This is a genomic window from Streptomyces sp. NBC_00203 (genome assembly GCF_045206325.1).
GTDB lineage: Bacteria > Actinomycetota > Actinomycetes > Streptomycetales > Streptomycetaceae > Streptomyces > Streptomyces lutosisoli.
Map to the genome: position 1 here is coordinate 8,097,105 of NZ_CP108126.1, position 15,866 is coordinate 8,112,970.

Annotated in this window: 8 protein-coding genes; 6 read left to right on the forward strand and 2 right to left on the reverse strand. The window is 70.6% G+C overall.

Annotation, left to right across the window (positions count from 1 at the left end; translation table 11 throughout):
* Positions 1–10: 10 nt before the first annotated feature.
* From OG975_RS36125 to OG975_RS36135, 3 genes are all read left to right on the forward strand, one after another.
* Positions 11–994: a carbohydrate ABC transporter permease gene (locus tag OG975_RS36125; RefSeq protein ID WP_406333558.1), complete on the forward strand. Its 984-nt coding sequence runs from the start codon at positions 11–13 to the stop codon at positions 992–994.
* Positions 991–1,824 (forward strand): carbohydrate ABC transporter permease, encoded by an 834-nt coding sequence (locus tag OG975_RS36130; protein ID WP_406333559.1) that lies wholly within the window; start codon positions 991–993, stop codon positions 1,822–1,824. Before OG975_RS36125 ends, OG975_RS36130 begins: the two co-directional genes overlap by 4 nt.
* A 191-nt stretch (positions 1,825–2,015) precedes the next feature.
* Entirely contained in the window at positions 2,016–3,785 is a 1,770-nt protein-coding gene (locus tag OG975_RS36135) for an RICIN domain-containing protein (RefSeq protein ID WP_406333561.1), read from the forward strand.
* A 138-nt stretch (positions 3,786–3,923) separates the two neighbouring features.
* Here OG975_RS36135 and OG975_RS36140 read toward each other — a convergent pair whose 3' ends face one another.
* Entirely contained in the window at positions 3,924–5,453 is a 1,530-nt protein-coding gene (locus OG975_RS36140) for a helix-turn-helix domain-containing protein (RefSeq protein ID WP_406333563.1), read from the reverse strand.
* 89 nt (positions 5,454–5,542) lie between these two features.
* Positions 5,543–10,018, reverse strand: coding sequence for a hypothetical protein (locus tag OG975_RS36145; protein ID WP_406333565.1), 4,476 nt, complete (start codon positions 10,016–10,018; stop codon positions 5,543–5,545).
* A gap of 598 nt (positions 10,019–10,616) precedes the next feature.
* Here OG975_RS36145 and acnA point away from each other — a divergent pair.
* From acnA to OG975_RS36160, 3 genes are all read left to right on the forward strand, one after another.
* Positions 10,617–13,331 carry an aconitate hydratase AcnA gene (acnA, locus tag OG975_RS36150; RefSeq protein WP_406333566.1) on the forward strand — a complete coding sequence of 905 codons (2,715 nt, stop codon included), beginning with the start codon at positions 10,617–10,619 and terminating at the stop codon, positions 13,329–13,331.
* A gap of 170 nt (positions 13,332–13,501) precedes the next feature.
* Entirely contained in the window at positions 13,502–14,227 is a 726-nt protein-coding gene (locus tag OG975_RS36155; protein ID WP_406333568.1) for a response regulator transcription factor, read from the forward strand.
* A complete protein-coding gene (locus OG975_RS36160; RefSeq protein ID WP_406333570.1) occupies positions 14,224–15,762 on the forward strand; it encodes a sensor histidine kinase in 1,539 nt (512 codons plus the stop codon). The genes OG975_RS36155 and OG975_RS36160 overlap by 4 nt, the downstream gene beginning before the upstream one ends.
* Positions 15,763–15,866: the final 104 nt, after the last annotated feature.

A 15,866-nucleotide genomic window follows, 5' to 3' on the forward strand; every position in this document is an offset into this window, starting at 1 on the left:
AGGAGTTCGCATGACCACCGCCCGCGTCGACCGCCGCTCACAGCGGTCCCCGGTCAGGTCCGGGGTGACCGGCACCGACGACCGGACGGACGCCCTGGCGCTCCGGCGCCGCCAGCGCCGGAAGAGCCGGCTGACCGCACTGGCGTTCCTCGCGCCCCTGGCCGTCTATCTCGCCGCGTTCTACGTCTATCCCCTCTACCGCAACCTCGACCTGAGCCTGCGCAACTACACCGTCCGGTCGTTCGTGGCGGGCGACGCGCCGTTCTCCGGGCTGGACAACTTCAGGACCGTCCTCGACGATCCCACGTTCGGCCCGGCGCTACGCCACACCATGATCTTCACCTTCGTGTCGATCGCGTTCCAGTACGTTGCCGGGCTCGCCCTCGCCGTCTTCTTCAACCGCCACTTCCGACTGGCCGGCACCCTCAGGGCGCTGTTCCTGATCCCGTGGCTGCTGCCGCTGATCGTGTCGGCGTCGACCTGGTCGTGGATGTTCAACAGCGAGTCCGGCGTCCTCAACTACGCCCTCCACCTGGTGGGCGTGGCCCCGGTCGACTGGCTCAACTCGCCCCACTGGGCGCTGACCTCGGTGATCATCGCCAACATCTGGATCGGCATCCCGTTCAACCTGGTCATCCTCTACAGCGGTCTGCAGAACATCCCCGGCGAGCTGTACGAGGCCGCGTCCCTGGACGGGGCCGGTACCTGGCAGCAGTTCCGGCGCATCACCTTCCCGCTGCTGCGCCCGGTCTCGGCGATCACGCTGCTGCTCGGGCTCGTCTACACGCTGAAGGTGTTCGACCTGATCTGGATCATGACCAAGGGCGGCCCCGGCGACGCCTCCTCCACCCTGGCGACCTGGTCCTACCAACTCGGGTTCGGCACCCTGCTCCCGAAGTTCGGCCCCGGAGCCGCCGTCGGCAACATCCTCATCCTCATCGCCCTCGCCTTCGGGCTGCTGTACATCCGAGTCCAGAGGAGGCAGCAAGCATGACCGCCGTCCACAGCCCCGCCCGGCGCGCGCGCCTCTACACCGTCATCGGCGTCCTGCTCACCGCCATCATGCTGTTCCCGGTGTACTGGATGCTCAACGTGTCCCTCACCCCGCAGCAGGACATGCGCAAGAGCCCGCCCGACCTGCTCCCGTTGCATCCCACCTTCGAGGGCTACCGGGCCGTTCTGAACGACCAGATGCCCTACCTCGGCACCAGCCTGCTCATCGGCCTCGGCACGGTCGTCCTCACCCTGGTCCTCGCCGCCCCGGCCGGCTTCGCGCTGGCCAAACTGCGGCCCCGCGGCGGAGGCCTCCTCGGCCTCGTCCTGCTGGTCGCCCAGATGATCCCCGGCATCGTCATGGCGATGGGCTTCTACGGCATCTTCCTCGACCTCGGCCTGCTCAACTCCTGGTGGGGACTGATCATCGCCGACTCCACCATCGCCGTGCCCTTCGGCGTCATGATCTTCACGGCGTTCATGTCGGGCATCCCGGGCGAGCTCATCGCCGCCTCCCGCATCGACGGCGCCGGCACCTTCCGCACCTTCTGGTCGATCGTCCTGCCGGTCAGCCGCAACGCGCTCGTCACCGTCTCCCTCTTCAGCTTCCTGTGGGCCTGGTCCGACTTCGTCTTCGCCAACACCCTTGACGGCGGCGGCGACTGGCGCCCCATCACCCTCGGCATCTACCACTACATCGGCAACAACAACCAGGAATGGAACGCGATCATGGCCACCGCCGTCGTCGCGTCCCTGCCCGCAGCGGTCCTGCTCGTCCTCGCCCAGCGCTATGTGGCCGCGGGCGTCACCGCGGGCGCGGTCAAAGACTGATCCACGATGCCCGCCGCCCCCGGCCCACCCGCCGGGCGGGGCCGAGCTCCGCCGTGCCCGCTCGCACTCCACGCAGGGCTGTCACCCGTGACCAGGGTCCAAGTCCCCACGCACCCGGTCGGCCGCTCCCCGAGCCGCCCCCCCCGCACCACACTCGGCAAGTCCCCGTCCATTCCTCAGGAGAGCCGCTGATGTCATACCTGAGCCTCCGGCACCGTCTCAGAGCACCCCTCGGCCGCGCCACCGCCGCTGCCGTGGCCACGGCCCTGGCCGCCACCGCCGTCGTCCTGACGGGCGCATCCGCCCAGGCCGCCCCCACCTCGTCGACGACCCTGGTTGTCAACGCCGCGCAGAACCTGCGGTCCGTCACCCACGTCGGCACGGGCAGCCTCTACGGTCTGGCGAACACAAGCACCCCCGCCGACAGTCTCGTGCAGCCCCTGAAGCCCAACACCTTCATCCAGATGGCGCCGGGCGGCAGCCAGCTCCCCAACGGCGAGCCCGCTCCCGCGGGCGACGCTCTGATCGTCGCCTCCAAGGCCGCCAACGCGGGCGCCAAGGTCGTCGTACGGATGCCGGACTGGTACCCGAACTTCCCCTACAAGTGGGTGAGCTGGAGCGACTGGCTGTCGGCGGTCGACAAGCAGGTGGCCGCGGTGAAGTCCTCCAGCGCCACGAACATCAGCGCGTACGCGCTGTGGAACGAGCCCGACTGGACCTGGGACACCACCAACGCCGGTGCCTTCAACGCGGGTTGGGCGCGAACGTTCAAGGAGGTGCGGACCAAGGACACCACGACGCCGATCCAGGGGCCGAGTTACTCGGTGTGGAACCAGTCCTGGATGAGCTCGTTCCTCACCGACGCCAAGGCGAGCGGCACGGTCCCCGACGTCGTCGCCTGGCACGAACTGCAGGGCAGCCAGGACATCGCCGCCCACGTCTCGGCGTACCGATCGCTGGAGTCGAGCCTCGGCATCAGTCCGCGCCCGATCGACATCGAGGAGTACGGCACCCCTGACGAGATGGGCAACTCCGGTGCCCTCATCGGCTATGCCGCCAAGTTCGAACGGACCGGCGTGCGCGACGCCGAGCTCGCCTTCTGGAACCACTACGGCACCCTCGGCGACACCCTGACCGACACCGGCGGCTCGCCCAACGGCTCCTACTGGACGTACAAGTGGTACGGCGACATGTCCGGGAACATGCTCACCACCACGCCTCCCGCGCAGACCGGCATCGACGGTCTCGCCTCCCTCAACGGCGCGGGCAACCAGATCAGCGTCGTCACCGGCGGCTGCACCGGCTCCTGCGCCGTCACGGTCAACGGCCTGAGCTCCCTGTCGGCCTTCGGCAGCACGGTCCACGTCAAGCTGGAGTACTCGCCCAACACCGGCCGAACCACTGCCTCTTCCGGCCCGATCACCATCTCCGACACCGACTACACAGTCAGCGGCGGTTCCATCACCGTGCCCGTCACGATGAACGCGTCCGACGGCTACCACCTGGTCGTCACCCCCAGCGGTACCTCGACATCGCTGGCTGGGCGCTACCAGATCACCAACAAGAACAGCGGCCTCGCCCTCGACACCGTGAACGCGGGCACCGCTCAGGGCACCTCGGTCGTCCAGGCCACGTCCACCACCGGCACCGACCAGAACTGGACGCTGGTGGCCGCGGGATCGGGCCTGTACAAGATCGTCAACCAGAAGAGCGGACTCCTGCTCGGCATCAACAACATGAGCACCAGCGATGGCGGTACGGCCCTGATCTGGGGTGACAACGGCACCGCCGACCATCTCTGGCAGGCCATACCGGCGCGTGACGGCTACTACAAGATCGCCAACTACAACAGCGGTCTCCTGCTGGGCGTCGACAGCATGAGCACGTCGTCGGGCGCCCAGGTCCTGCAGTGGTCCGACAACGGCACCGCCGACCACCTGTGGAAACTCACCTCTCGCTGAGGCAACCACCAACGGCCCCGCACCCACCGTCCACGGCGGGTGCGGGGCCGCCGTCTTACGTGGCGGGCGCCTTCCGAAACGGCACGCCGCCCCTGTCCGTGCAGGCCAGAAGCGGTGCGGCGTTCAGGCAAGGGACGCTCAGATGTCCCGGAAGATCTCGATCTGCGCGCCGATCGAGTTGAGCCGCTCGGCGAGGTCCTCGTAGCCCCGGTTGATGACGTACACGTTCCGCAGCACGGACGTGCCGTCGGCCGCCATCATGGCCAGCAGGACGACCACGGCGGGCCGCAGCGCGGGCGGGCACATCATCTCGGCGGCGCGCCAGCGGGTCGGGCCCTCCACCAGCACGCGGTGCGGGTCGAGGAGCTGGAGCCGGCCGCCGAGGCGGTTGAGGTCCGTGAGATAGATCGCGCGGTTGTCGTAGACCCAGTCGTGGATCAGCGTCTTGCCCTGCGCGGAGGCCGCGATGGCAGCGAAGAACGGGACGTTGTCGATGTTCAGGCCCGGGAACGGCATCGGGTGGATCTTGTCGATCGGCGCCTCCAGCTTGGAGGGCCGGACGGTCAGGTCCACCAGGCGCGTACGGCCGTTGTCGGCGAAGTACTCCGGAGTGCGGTCGTGGTCGAGGCCCATCTCCTCCAGGACCGCGAGCTCGATCTCCAGGAACTCGATCGGCACCCGGCGCACCGTCAGCTCCGACTCCGTGACCACGGCGGCGGCGAGCAGACTCATCGCCTCGACCGGGTCCTCGGACGGCGAGTAGTCCACGTCCACGTCGATGTTCGGCACGCCGTGCACGGTGAGCGTGGTCGTGCCGATGCCCTCCACCCGTACGCCCAGGGCCTCCAGGAAGAAGCACAGGTCCTGGACCATGTAGTTGGAGGAGGCGTTGCGGATGACGGTCACGCCGTCGTGGCGGGCGGCGGCGAGCAGCGCGTTCTCGGTCACCGTGTCGCCGCGCTCGGTCAGCACGATCGGGCGGCCGGGGGCGACCGAGCGGTCCACCTGGGCGTGGTACAGGCCCTCGGTGGCGGTGATGTCGAGCCCGAACCGGCGCAGCGCGATCATGTGCGGCTCGATCGTCCTGGTCCCCAGGTCGCAACCGCCCGCGTACGGCAGCTTGAAGTGGTCCATGCGGTGCAGCAGCGGGCCGAGGAACATGATGATGGACCGCGTGCGACGCGCGGCCTCGGCGTCGATCGCCTCCATCTCCAGCTCGCCCGGCGGCACGATCTCCAGGTCGACCCCGTCGTTGATCCACCGGGTGCGGACGCCGATCGAACCGAGGACCTCCAGCAGGCGGTACACCTCTTCGATGCGGGCCACGCGGCGCAGCACCGTGCGCCCCTTGTTGAGGAGCGTCGCGCACAGCAGCGCCACGCACGCGTTCTTGCTGGTCTTGACGTCGATCGAGCCGGACAGACGACGCCCGCCCACGACACGCAGATGCATCGGACCCGCATAGCCCAGAGAGACGATTTCGCTGTCCAGTGCTTCGCCGATTCGGGCGATCATCTCAAGGCTGATGTTTTGGTTGCCGCGCTCGATGCGATTGACGGCGCTCTGGCTGGTGCCGAGCGCCTCGGCGAGCTGCGACTGTGTCCAGCCCCGGTGCTGCCGGGCGTCACGGATGAGCTTGCCGATACGTACGAGGTAGTCGTCTGCCATGGCGCGACCGTATATCGGATGTGAGATAAAGAAAAATGGAGTGCGTCCTTCCGAGTGGGGGTGCTCAGGCGGTGGCCATCACGGGCCGGTCACAGGGGAGTTCGGGCGCTGTGCTCCAGCAATGCGGCGACGGTGGTGGTGCAGCCGGGCCGCAGCCAGTTGAGGTCATCGCCGGTGAGTGCCGCGAAGAGACGCTTCCATGACGGTTCATCGGTATTGAGGAGTTTTGTCGCAAGTTCCGCCACTTCGTCGGTGGCCTCCCTCATAAAGGTGCGCACGGCGGCGGGGAGTTCGCGGCGTACGGCTCCTTCGGCCAGGTAGTGGAGTACGCCTGCCGCCCCCGAGGCGTGATGGACCAGGTCCGCGCCGGTGATCAGGCCGTGCTCGCCGAGGAAGTCGAACATCGCGCTCCGCGTGGCGCGGCTGCCCGCGCGGTAGCGGTGCGCCACGGCGGCGCGAGCGCAGTCGGGGCCGCGGCCGATGGCGGCGCGGTCGCGCAGCCGCTCCCAGGTCATGCTCGCCGCCGTGACCGCGTCGGGCGCGTCCGGCAGATCGCCGAGCGCACTCCACACGGCGGACGAGAAGGGCTCCTGTTCGTGTGCTTTGAGCAGTACGTCCCAATCGCGTATGTACGGCAGTTCGAGGACGCGGTCCGGCTCGCCGTACTCCACGCACGCCCGCAGCCGAGTCACCAGCCGCTCCGTCCCCAGCTCGCGGTCGAGCCGGTCGGCGATCACGGCGTCCGGGTCGGCCGACTCCAGCGCCTTGACGGCGAACTTCGCCGCGGCGGGCTTGAGCAGCCCTCGCTCGGCCAGCGACCGCAGCTGGTCCCGGCCGCCGTACCGCAGTGAGGCACGTGCGGCGAGCAGATGGTCGAGCAGCGGGCGCCGCTTCCCCCAGGAGGCGAGCGCGTGTTCGACGATCTCGGGGTCGGCGGCTTCGAGCTGAACGCGCTGCCGGTGCTCCGAACCCGTCACGAGGTACGACGACTTCAGGAGCGTCTCGCGCAGCTCCGGCGCGAGCGGCACGAGGTCGCCCGGGCCCTCGGCGACACGACCGCGCGGCCGGCGGGAAAGGATCATCCGGCGGACCGCGACGGAGGCGGGGCCGTTGAACGTGTTCCCATACAGGGCCGCGTTGACGCCGGGGTCGTCCAGACCGAGGAGCCGCAGTTGCAGCTCCCGGTCGCGGTACAGCTCGCGCCACGACCGGGTGAGGGCGAGCAGCGCGGCCCGGTCGTCCGAGACGAAGAGATACGTCACGAGGTCGTCCGGCAGGAAGGCGCTCGCGCACGCGTGCTCGGTCAGCGCGACCGTCGCGTCGGGACCGAGCAACGGCATCACGGCCGTCAGGGCGGCGACGTCCGCGTGCAGCAGGAGCCGACCGCCCAGCGGGGTGAAGCAGGTGGCGTCCCTCCCGGCGTCGCCCTCAAAGAGCACCTCGTCGAAGGTCCGGTCGGCCCAGCCGTTGTTCATCGCCGACAGGGCGCGCAGCCAGCGCCCGGTGTCGGTGCCGAGCCGCTCGGCGACCAGGGCGCGGGCGGCCCGCAGCTGCGGCCCCTCCGCGTGGTGCGTACGCCACTGCTTGGGCACGGGATTCATCTCGCGCGCGGGCGTGCGGGCGACCATCTCGCTCGGGGCGACGAATCCGTGCCGGTAGTTGTCCAGCGCGGAGAGCGGGATGCCGCGGCGCTCCTTGGGAACCAGCGGCTCACCGGTGGCGGAGGAGTTGGAGGCGTCGGAGGAGTTGTGGGCGGCGCAGGCCTCGATCAGCCAGTCGGGGTGTTCGACGCCGGGGACGCTGTAGGGCTCGGCGCCCGCCAGGGTGCGCAGGACCCGGGCGCCGGCGGGCAGGGGCGAGCCCGGCACGAGCGTGCGCAGCAGATGCACCGCGGCCGGCGTGGACAGGGGCTCCAGCTCCTTCCGCAGGGCGCGCTCTTCCTCCTGCGTAAGCCGGGGAGCAGCCGCGACGGGCTTCAACTCCGCCGCCACACGCGCGAGTTCACCCGCATCGCGGCGGGCCAGCTCCGTCGTGTCGGGCCGGGGCCCCGCCACCTGCGCGGCCACCTGGATCAGTTCGGCGAGCGTCCCGGCGTACGTGCCCGCCAGGCCGAGCGCGACGACCCAGCCCTCCGGATGGCCCGCCAGGTGTTCCCGTACGAGTTCCGCGGCGTACCGGCGTGCCCGCCCGGCCAAGGCGTCGTCGAAGTGCCGCAGGCTCCCCAGCACCTCGTGGGCGGGGTGGGCGGTGTCGACCAGCCGCTCGGGATCCACGAAACCGCCTTCGACCGCCCGGGTGAACCACTGCCACCCCGGGTACGGCTTGGAGCGCAGCAGCTCGACCGGATCGGCGCCATGGTCCTTCGAGTCGAGCCACTGGTTGACGTTCACCACGGTGAGCGCCTCCCGGACCGCCTCGTCGACGTCCTCGTGGCGCAGCAGCTCGGCAAGCGGCTCCGGCTGGAAGGGCACTGTGCGGTGCGCGGCCGCCAGACGGGTGAAGTCGTACGCGTACGGCTCGTGGACGAGCGTGTACACCAGACGCCGGGTGGCGTTGCGTCCGCGCGGCTCCGTGAGGATGCCGCACAGGGTGTCCGGGTCGTCGAAGGGGTGGAGATCCTCCCTGAACCGGCCCAAGTCGCCTGTGGCGGCGGCCCGTTCCAGTATGGGATGGGCGGTGACGGCATCTTCCGGGAACAGGCCGAGCAGCCGGCGCACCCCCTCCTCCCCGGCGCGCTCCCAGACCCGTACGACGGCATAGTGCTGCCCGTCCTCGCTCAGGAACCGCCAGGCGTGGTGGACGAGTTCGGGGTCTCCACTGGTGACGAGCGGCGTCCGCCGGTGCTTGTAGGTGTCGCCGAGCAGCTCGGCGCGCAGCCCCGCGTCGAGCGGGACGGGCTCGGTGCGGCCCGGAGTGCGCGGGACGCCCGAGGCGATCGCGCGGCACAGCGAGAGCGTGACCTTCTGATGACGGAACACGGCGGCGTTGACGGCCGGTTCGTCCAGCTCGGTGAGCCGGCGCAGTTCGCGCACGCCGAGCGCGACATTGCCGCCGATGGCGGCCGCCACGCGCGCATCGCCCGCCGCGAGCGCGGTGCCGAGGGCGTGCGGCGGCAGCGAGCCCTTGCCGAGCAGTGCCGTCAGCAGCTCGTCGGGCAGCCGTGGCAGCAGGCCGCTCAGATCGCCCGGCTCGGCGGCGTACAGCAGAAAGCGGTACGGCTTCGTCAGCGCCGGCGGCTTGGCCGAACCCGCGGGCGCCTCGCCGTCGGCGATGGCCGCGAGCAGGGCGGCGAGCGTGCCCTTGTACCGGGACAGGGTGGTCCGCAGCGTGGCCCAGCGCTTCGGGTCGGCGCCGAGCTGCCGGTGCAGCGACTCGCGCAGGGGCGCGGACGAGCCGAGCTCGGCGAGGGCGGTGGCGGCGGTGCGGGCGGGGGTGACGGTGTCGAGGATGAGGGAGGAGAGGGAGGAGAGGGAGGAGAGGGCTTCGTCCGAAGGGGCGGCGATGTCGGGCTCGTCCGAGCGGCCGACGGCGCCGGCTTGGTCGGTGCGGGTGTCGGTGCCGGTGCCGGCGCCGTCCGGTCCGGCGGAGCGATCGGCTCCGTCGGCGTTCAACGCCGTGCAGATCCGCACCAGTTCGGGATGGCCCGGGGTCCCGGCGGCGGCCCGTACCAGCGCCGCACAGGGCCGGGCGACCCCGGTCACGACCGTCGGGTGGGTGCGGTACAGCTCCGCGAGCACCGGCTCGGGGCATTCGGGGCGCTGGGCGAGGAACCGTACGGCGGCCTCGGGCAGCGGATCCGCGAGGTGCGCCGAGACGATCGCGTCCCACTCGAAGGTCCGGCGCCAGTGCGGCTCGGTCTCGCCCGCGCGCAGGCCCGCGACCAGACCCTCGGCGCCCTCGGCCGCGGCGACGGCGGCCCGCAGTGCGGCGCCGTCGGTGCCGAGCGCGGCGCCTGCCTGTTCGGCGACCGCCGGACGCAGCGGCGCGTCCGCGCTGCCGAGCAGGGCCCGCAGCCGATCCGGGTGGTCCAACAGGCCCAGCACACCTCGGAGTTGCTCGGCACTGGTCATCGCCCGACCGCAGACGCGCAACGCGTGCTCGACCACCTCGGGCGCGTCGCTGACCACCCCGGCGGCAACGAAGTGCGGGATGTCGGGCAACTCCCGCTGGGTGGAGAGGATCCGCTCACGGAGCGGCGCGAGAGCGGCCGGATCCGTGCGGCGGCCCGGCGTGAGGACGAGGCGGCGCATCCACGGCTGCGCCGAGCCGTGCTCGTACACCTGCCGGTCGGTGACCGGATCCGGACGTTCGAGCAGCGCGGCCAGATCGTCCGAGGTCACCCCCTCGGCTCTGATCAGCGCGCGCCGCACCAGTGGATCCGGATCCCGGGCCGCGTTCGCCCGTGCCTCGGCGGGCAGTGGGACCCAGGTCAGATAACGCGGCTCCGCCTCCCCGAGTCGCCGCCGCATCCGCCCGGCCTCACCGGGTTCGGCCCCGGCGAGGAGCAGGGCGAGCAGATGGGCGCCCCGGTAGTCGTAGCCGCTTGTCGTCGAGTCCGCCGCCACGGATCGTCCCCCTGCGCACGTCGTCCGCGTACGTCACGCGCGTACGCCGCCTGTTGTTGGTCACCGCTGTCGTGCCCACTTCATCACAGCGGCCTGTGACACCCGGAGGTTTCCTCGCCCCCGCCGCCCCTACCCGTCCCATCCCCCAGGGGCTCTGCCCCTTCGACCCCGTTCGGTTGTGGGTCGGGTGCGGGTGGGTGGGGGCTGGTCGCGCAGTTCCCCGCGCCCCTGACGGCTCGGGGCTGCGCCCCGTCGCCCCCGGCCCGCCGCCGGTCTTTTGTCTTTTAGGGGCGCGGGGAACTGCGCGACCAGCCCCCACCGGCCCGCAGCCAAGGAACTCACCCCGCCGCCCCCGACCCGCCGCGCCCCGAAACTCATCGATGACACGGGACACCCGGAGGAGGCCGGGCATGACCAGCCCGCCCCCATGTACTAGAGTTATCTCGACATCGAGATATCTGCCGAGGCGCACCGCAGCCGCACGCATCATCGGTCTGACAGTAAGGGTTACCTAACTTAGCCTTACCTTAGCGGATCGGCCAAGACGTCGTGGCGGCAGGATGCGGTGGGAACGCGCACATCAATGAAGGAGACTGTCGTGTCGGCGAACAGCTTCGACGCCCGCAGCACGCTGCAGGTGGGCGACGAGTCGTACGAGATCTTCCGGCTGGACAAGGTGGAAGGCTCGGCTCGCCTTCCGTACAGCCTGAAGGTGCTGCTGGAGAACCTGCTCCGCACCGAGGACGGCGCGAACATCACCGCCGACCACATCCGGGCCCTCGGCGGCTGGGACTCGCAGGCCCAGCCCAGCCAGGAGATCCAGTTCACGCCGGCCCGCGTGATCATGCAGGACTTCACCGGCGTGCCCTGTGTCGTCGACCTCGCCACCATGCGTGAGGCCGTCAAGGAGCTCGGCGGCGACCCGGCGAAGATCAACCCGCTGGCCCCGGCCGAGCTGGTCATCGACCACTCCGTCATCGCCGACAAGTTCGGCACCAACGACGCGTTCGCGCAGAACGTAGAGCTGGAGTACGGCCGCAACCGCGAGCGCTACCAGTTCCTGCGCTGGGGCCAGACCGCCTTCGACGAGTTCAAGGTCGTCCCCCCGGGCACCGGCATCGTCCACCAGGTGAACATCGAGCACCTCGCCCGTACCGTCATGGTGCGCGGCGGGCAGGCCTACCCCGACACCCTCGTCGGTACGGACTCGCACACCACCATGGTCAACGGCCTGGGTGTCCTGGGCTGGGGCGTCGGCGGTATCGAGGCCGAGGCCGCGATGCTCGGCCAGCCGGTCTCGATGCTCATCCCGCGCGTCGTCGGCTTCAAGCTCACCGGTGAGCTCACGCCCGGCACCACCGCCACGGACCTCGTGCTCACGATCACCGAGATGCTGCGCAAGCACGGCGTCGTCGGCAAGTTCGTCGAGTTCTACGGCGAGGGTGTGGCCGCGACCTCCCTCGCGAACCGCGCCACCATCGGCAACATGTCGCCGGAGTTCGGTTCCACCGCCGCGATCTTCCCGATCGACGACGAGACCATCAAGTACCTGAAGCTGACGGGCCGCGACGCCCAGCAGCTCGCGCTCGTCGAGGCGTACGCCAAGGAGCAGGGCCTCTGGCTCGACCCGGCCGCCGAGCCCGACTTCTCCGAGAAGCTGGAGCTCGACCTCTCCACGGTCGTCCCGTCGATCGCCGGCCCGAAGCGCCCGCAGGACCGCATCGTCCTCGCGAACGCCTCCCAGCAGTTCGCGCAGGACGTCCGCAACTACGTCGACGAGGACGACGAGGCGGGCAAGGAGTCCTTCCCGGCCTCCGACTCCCCGGCCGCCACCAACGGCGTACCGACCCGTCGGACCACGGTCACCGCCCCCGACGGCTCGACCTACGAGATCGACCACGGCGCGGTGACGGTCGCGGCCATCACCTCCTGCACCAACACCTCGAACCCGTACGTCATGGTCGCCGCCGCGCTCGTCGCGAAGAAGGCCGTGGAGAAGGGCCTGACCCGCAAGCCCTGGGTCAAGACCACCCTCGCCCCGGGCTCCAAGGTCGTCACCGACTACTTCGACAAGGCGGGGCTCACCCCCTACCTCGACAAGGTCGGCTTCAACCTCGTCGGCTACGGCTGCACCACCTGCATCGGCAACTCCGGCCCGCTGCCGGAGGAGGTCTCCAAGGCGGTCAACGAGCACGACCTGGCCGTGACCTCGGTGCTCTCCGGCAACCGCAACTTCGAGGGCCGGATCAACCCCGACGTCAAGATGAACTACCTGGCGTCCCCGCCGCTGGTCGTCGCGTACGCCCTCGCGGGCTCCATGAAGGTGGACATCACCCGCGACGCCCTCGGCACCGACCAGGACGGCAAGCCGGTCTTCCTGGCCGACATCTGGCCCTCCGAGGCCGAGGTCAACGACGTCGTGGCGAACGCCATCGGCGAGGACATGTTCAACAAGTCCTACGCCGACGTCTTCGCGGGCGACGCCCAGTGGCAGGCGCTGCCGATCCCGACCGGCAACACCTTCGAGTGGGACGCGCAGTCGACGTACGTCCGCAAGCCCCCGTACTTCGAGGGCATGACGATGGAGACCACCCCGGTCTCGGACATCGCCGGCGCCCGTGTCCTCGCCAAGCTGGGCGACTCGGTCACCACCGACCACATCTCCCCGGCCGGTGCCATCAAGGCCGACACCCCGGCGGGCAAGTACCTCACCGAGCACGGCATCGAGCGGCGTGACTTCAACTCCTACGGCTCGCGCCGAGGCAACCACGAGGTCATGATCCGCGGCACCTTCGCCAACATCCGCCTGCGCAACCAGGTGGCGCCGGGCACGGAGGGCGGCTTCACCCGCGACTTCACCCAGGCGGACGCGCCGGTGTCGTTCATCTACGACGCCTCGCGCAACTACATCGAGCAGGGCATCCCGCTGGTCATCCTGGCCGGCAAGGAGTACGGCTCCGGCTCGTCCCGCGACTGGGCGGCCAAGGGCACCGCACTGCTCGGCGTCAAGGCCGTCATCGCCGAGTCCTACGAGCGCATCCACCGCTCGAACCTCATCGGCATGGGCGTCATCCCGCTGCAGTACCCGGCGGGCCAGTCCGCCGAGTCCCTCGGCCTGACCGGCGAGGAGGCCTTCTCCATCGCCGGCATCACCGAGCTGAACGACGGCACCACCCCCGGCACGGTCAAGGTCACCACCGACACCGGCGTGGAGTTCGACGCGGTCGTCCGCATCGACACCCCCGGTGAGGCGGACTACTACCGCAACGGCGGCATCCTGCAGTACGTGCTGCGCAACCTGATCCGCAACTAAGCGGTACGGCAGGGCAGTTGCAAGACGATTGAGGGCCGCATCCCCGGTGAACGGGGGTGCGGCCCTTCGCCGTTCGTCCGCGTCCTCCGCCCGCCCCATTCCCCCGAGATCATCGGCAGGGCTCAGGTGGAACACAGGGTTCCCTCAGCGGACCGGGACACGATTGCTACATGTCTGGCACTTCTGGGGTCCATGGCGGCCGCGTCCGTGTGCTGATCGTCGACGACGAGCCGGGGCTCACCGAGCTGCTGTCCGTCGCCGTGACCGAGGCGGGCTGGCGGCCCTATCCGGCGGCCGACGGGCAGAGCGCGCTGCGCGTGGCGCGCGGCTGTGCCCCGCACGCCGTCGTGCTCGACGGGATGCTGCCCGACCTGGACGGACTCCAGGTGCTGCGGCGGCTGCGGTACGAGAATCCCAGGCTGCCCGTGCTCATGCTCACCGCGCGCGACGCGCTGGAACACCGCATCGATGGGCTCGCCGCGGGCGCGGACGACTATGTGACGAAGCCGTTCTCCCTGGAGGAGGTCGTGCTGCGGCTGCGCGGGCTGCTGCGCCGCGCCGGTGCCGAGGAGACGCAGCCCGACGGGTCCGCGCTCGTGCTCGGCGATCTCATGCTGGCCGAGGAGACCCGCGAGGTGCACCGCGACGGCAGTCCCGTCCGGCTCACGGCCAAGGAGTTCGAGCTGCTCAGCCTGTTGCTGAGCCATCCGCGCCAGGTGCTGAGCAAGGCCCAGATCCTGGACCGCGTCTGGAGCACCTCCTTCGACGGCGGCGGGAACCTGGTCGAGGTGTACATCTCCAGCCTGCGCCGGAAGATCGACAAGGGGCGGGCGCCGATGATCCACACGGTGCGCGGCGTCGGATACGCCATCAGGCCGCCGGAGGACGGGAGATGACCGGGGTACGGGCCGTACGGCAGCGGTTGCGCGGGCGGTCCCTGCGGACGCGGCTGCTGCTCTTCATCAGCGCCGCGCTGGTCGTCGTCTGCGCGGCCATGGCCCTCACCACGATCTTCGCCCAACGCGCCTATCTGCTCGGCAATCTCGACCAGCGGGTCACCGACGCCGCCGAGCGCAGCCAGGGCGGGGTCCAGATCGGACCGGCCATCGAGACGGACCTGGGATTCCTCAACGAGCAGGGGCAGCCGATCGGCACCATCGCCGCCCGGCTCGACAAGAAAGGGAACATCCTCGCCGCCGAGGTGGTCAGCCGCGCCGGCGGACTGGAGGCTCTCACCGCCCGCCAGCGCGCCGCCTTCTCCGGCATCGAGGCCGACGGCTCGCTGCACACCCGGTCCGTCCCGGGCCTGGGCACCTACCGGGTCACCGCCCTCGAAGGCGGCGGGCGCCCCGTCCTCACCGCCCTCCCGATGGACGACGTACAGGACATGATCAGCGGTCTGGTCATGGTCGAGGGCGCGGTGGCGGCCGCCGGGCTCACGGCCGCCGGGTGTGTCTGCGCCGTCGTCATCCGGCGGCAACTGCGACCGCTCGGACGTGTCGCCGCCACCGCCGTCGAGGTCTCCCGCTCCCCGCTGGGGCACGGCGAGGTCACCGGCCTCACCCGGGTCCCCGAACGCGACACCGACCCCGGCAGCGAGGCCGGCCAGGTCGGTGCCGCGCTCAACCGCATGATCGACCATGTCGAGACCTCGCTGGCCGAACGCCAGCGCGGCGAGGAGGAGATGCGCCGCAGCGAGGAACGCATGCGCCGCTTCCTCGCCGACGCCAGCCATGAACTCCGTACGCCGCTCGCGTCCATCGCCGGATACGCGGAGCTGATGAACCGGGGCACCGAGAAGATCGAGGCGACGATGGCCTGGCGGCGCGTCTCCGCGGAGTCGGCGCGGATGACGGGACTGGTCGAGGACCTGCTGCTGCTCGCCCGGCTCGACGAGGGACGGCCCTTGCAGTCTGCCGAGGTGGACCTCGCCTCGCTCGTCGCGGAGGCGGTGTGGGACGCGCGGGCCGCGGGCGACAGCCACAACTGGCAGCTGGCGCTGCTCCTGGACTCCCCGGCGCTGGTCGTCGGTGACGAGGCCAGACTCCATCAGGTGGTGGCCAACCTGTTGGCCAACGCCCGTGTGCACACACCTGTTGGCACGACGGTCGTGGCCTCGGTGGAGGCGACGGACACGCGCTGCACGATCCGGGTGCGCGACGACGGCCCCGGCATCCCGCCCTCGCTCCTGCCCAGGGTCTTCGAACGCTTCACCCGCGCCGACGCCTCCCGCTCCCGCGCCTCCGCCGAACACGGCGGCTCGGGCCTCGGCCTCGCCATCGCCGCGGCCATCACCACAGCCCACGGCGGCACCATCAGGGTGGAAAGCGCCCCGGGCCGTACGGAGTTCACCATCGAGCTGCCCCCGGCCGAAGTCCTCACACCGGCGGCCGGGGTCGGAGGGAAAGCCGCCGTCTCCCCTCGGGTGTGAACGTGAACGTGTCGCGGAACGGCCCCTCTCCGAAGCGCACGGCCGACAGCCGGGGCTCCTGAGGCCGCGGCCACTCGCCGAAGGGGGACGTGCCGTTCCGCAGA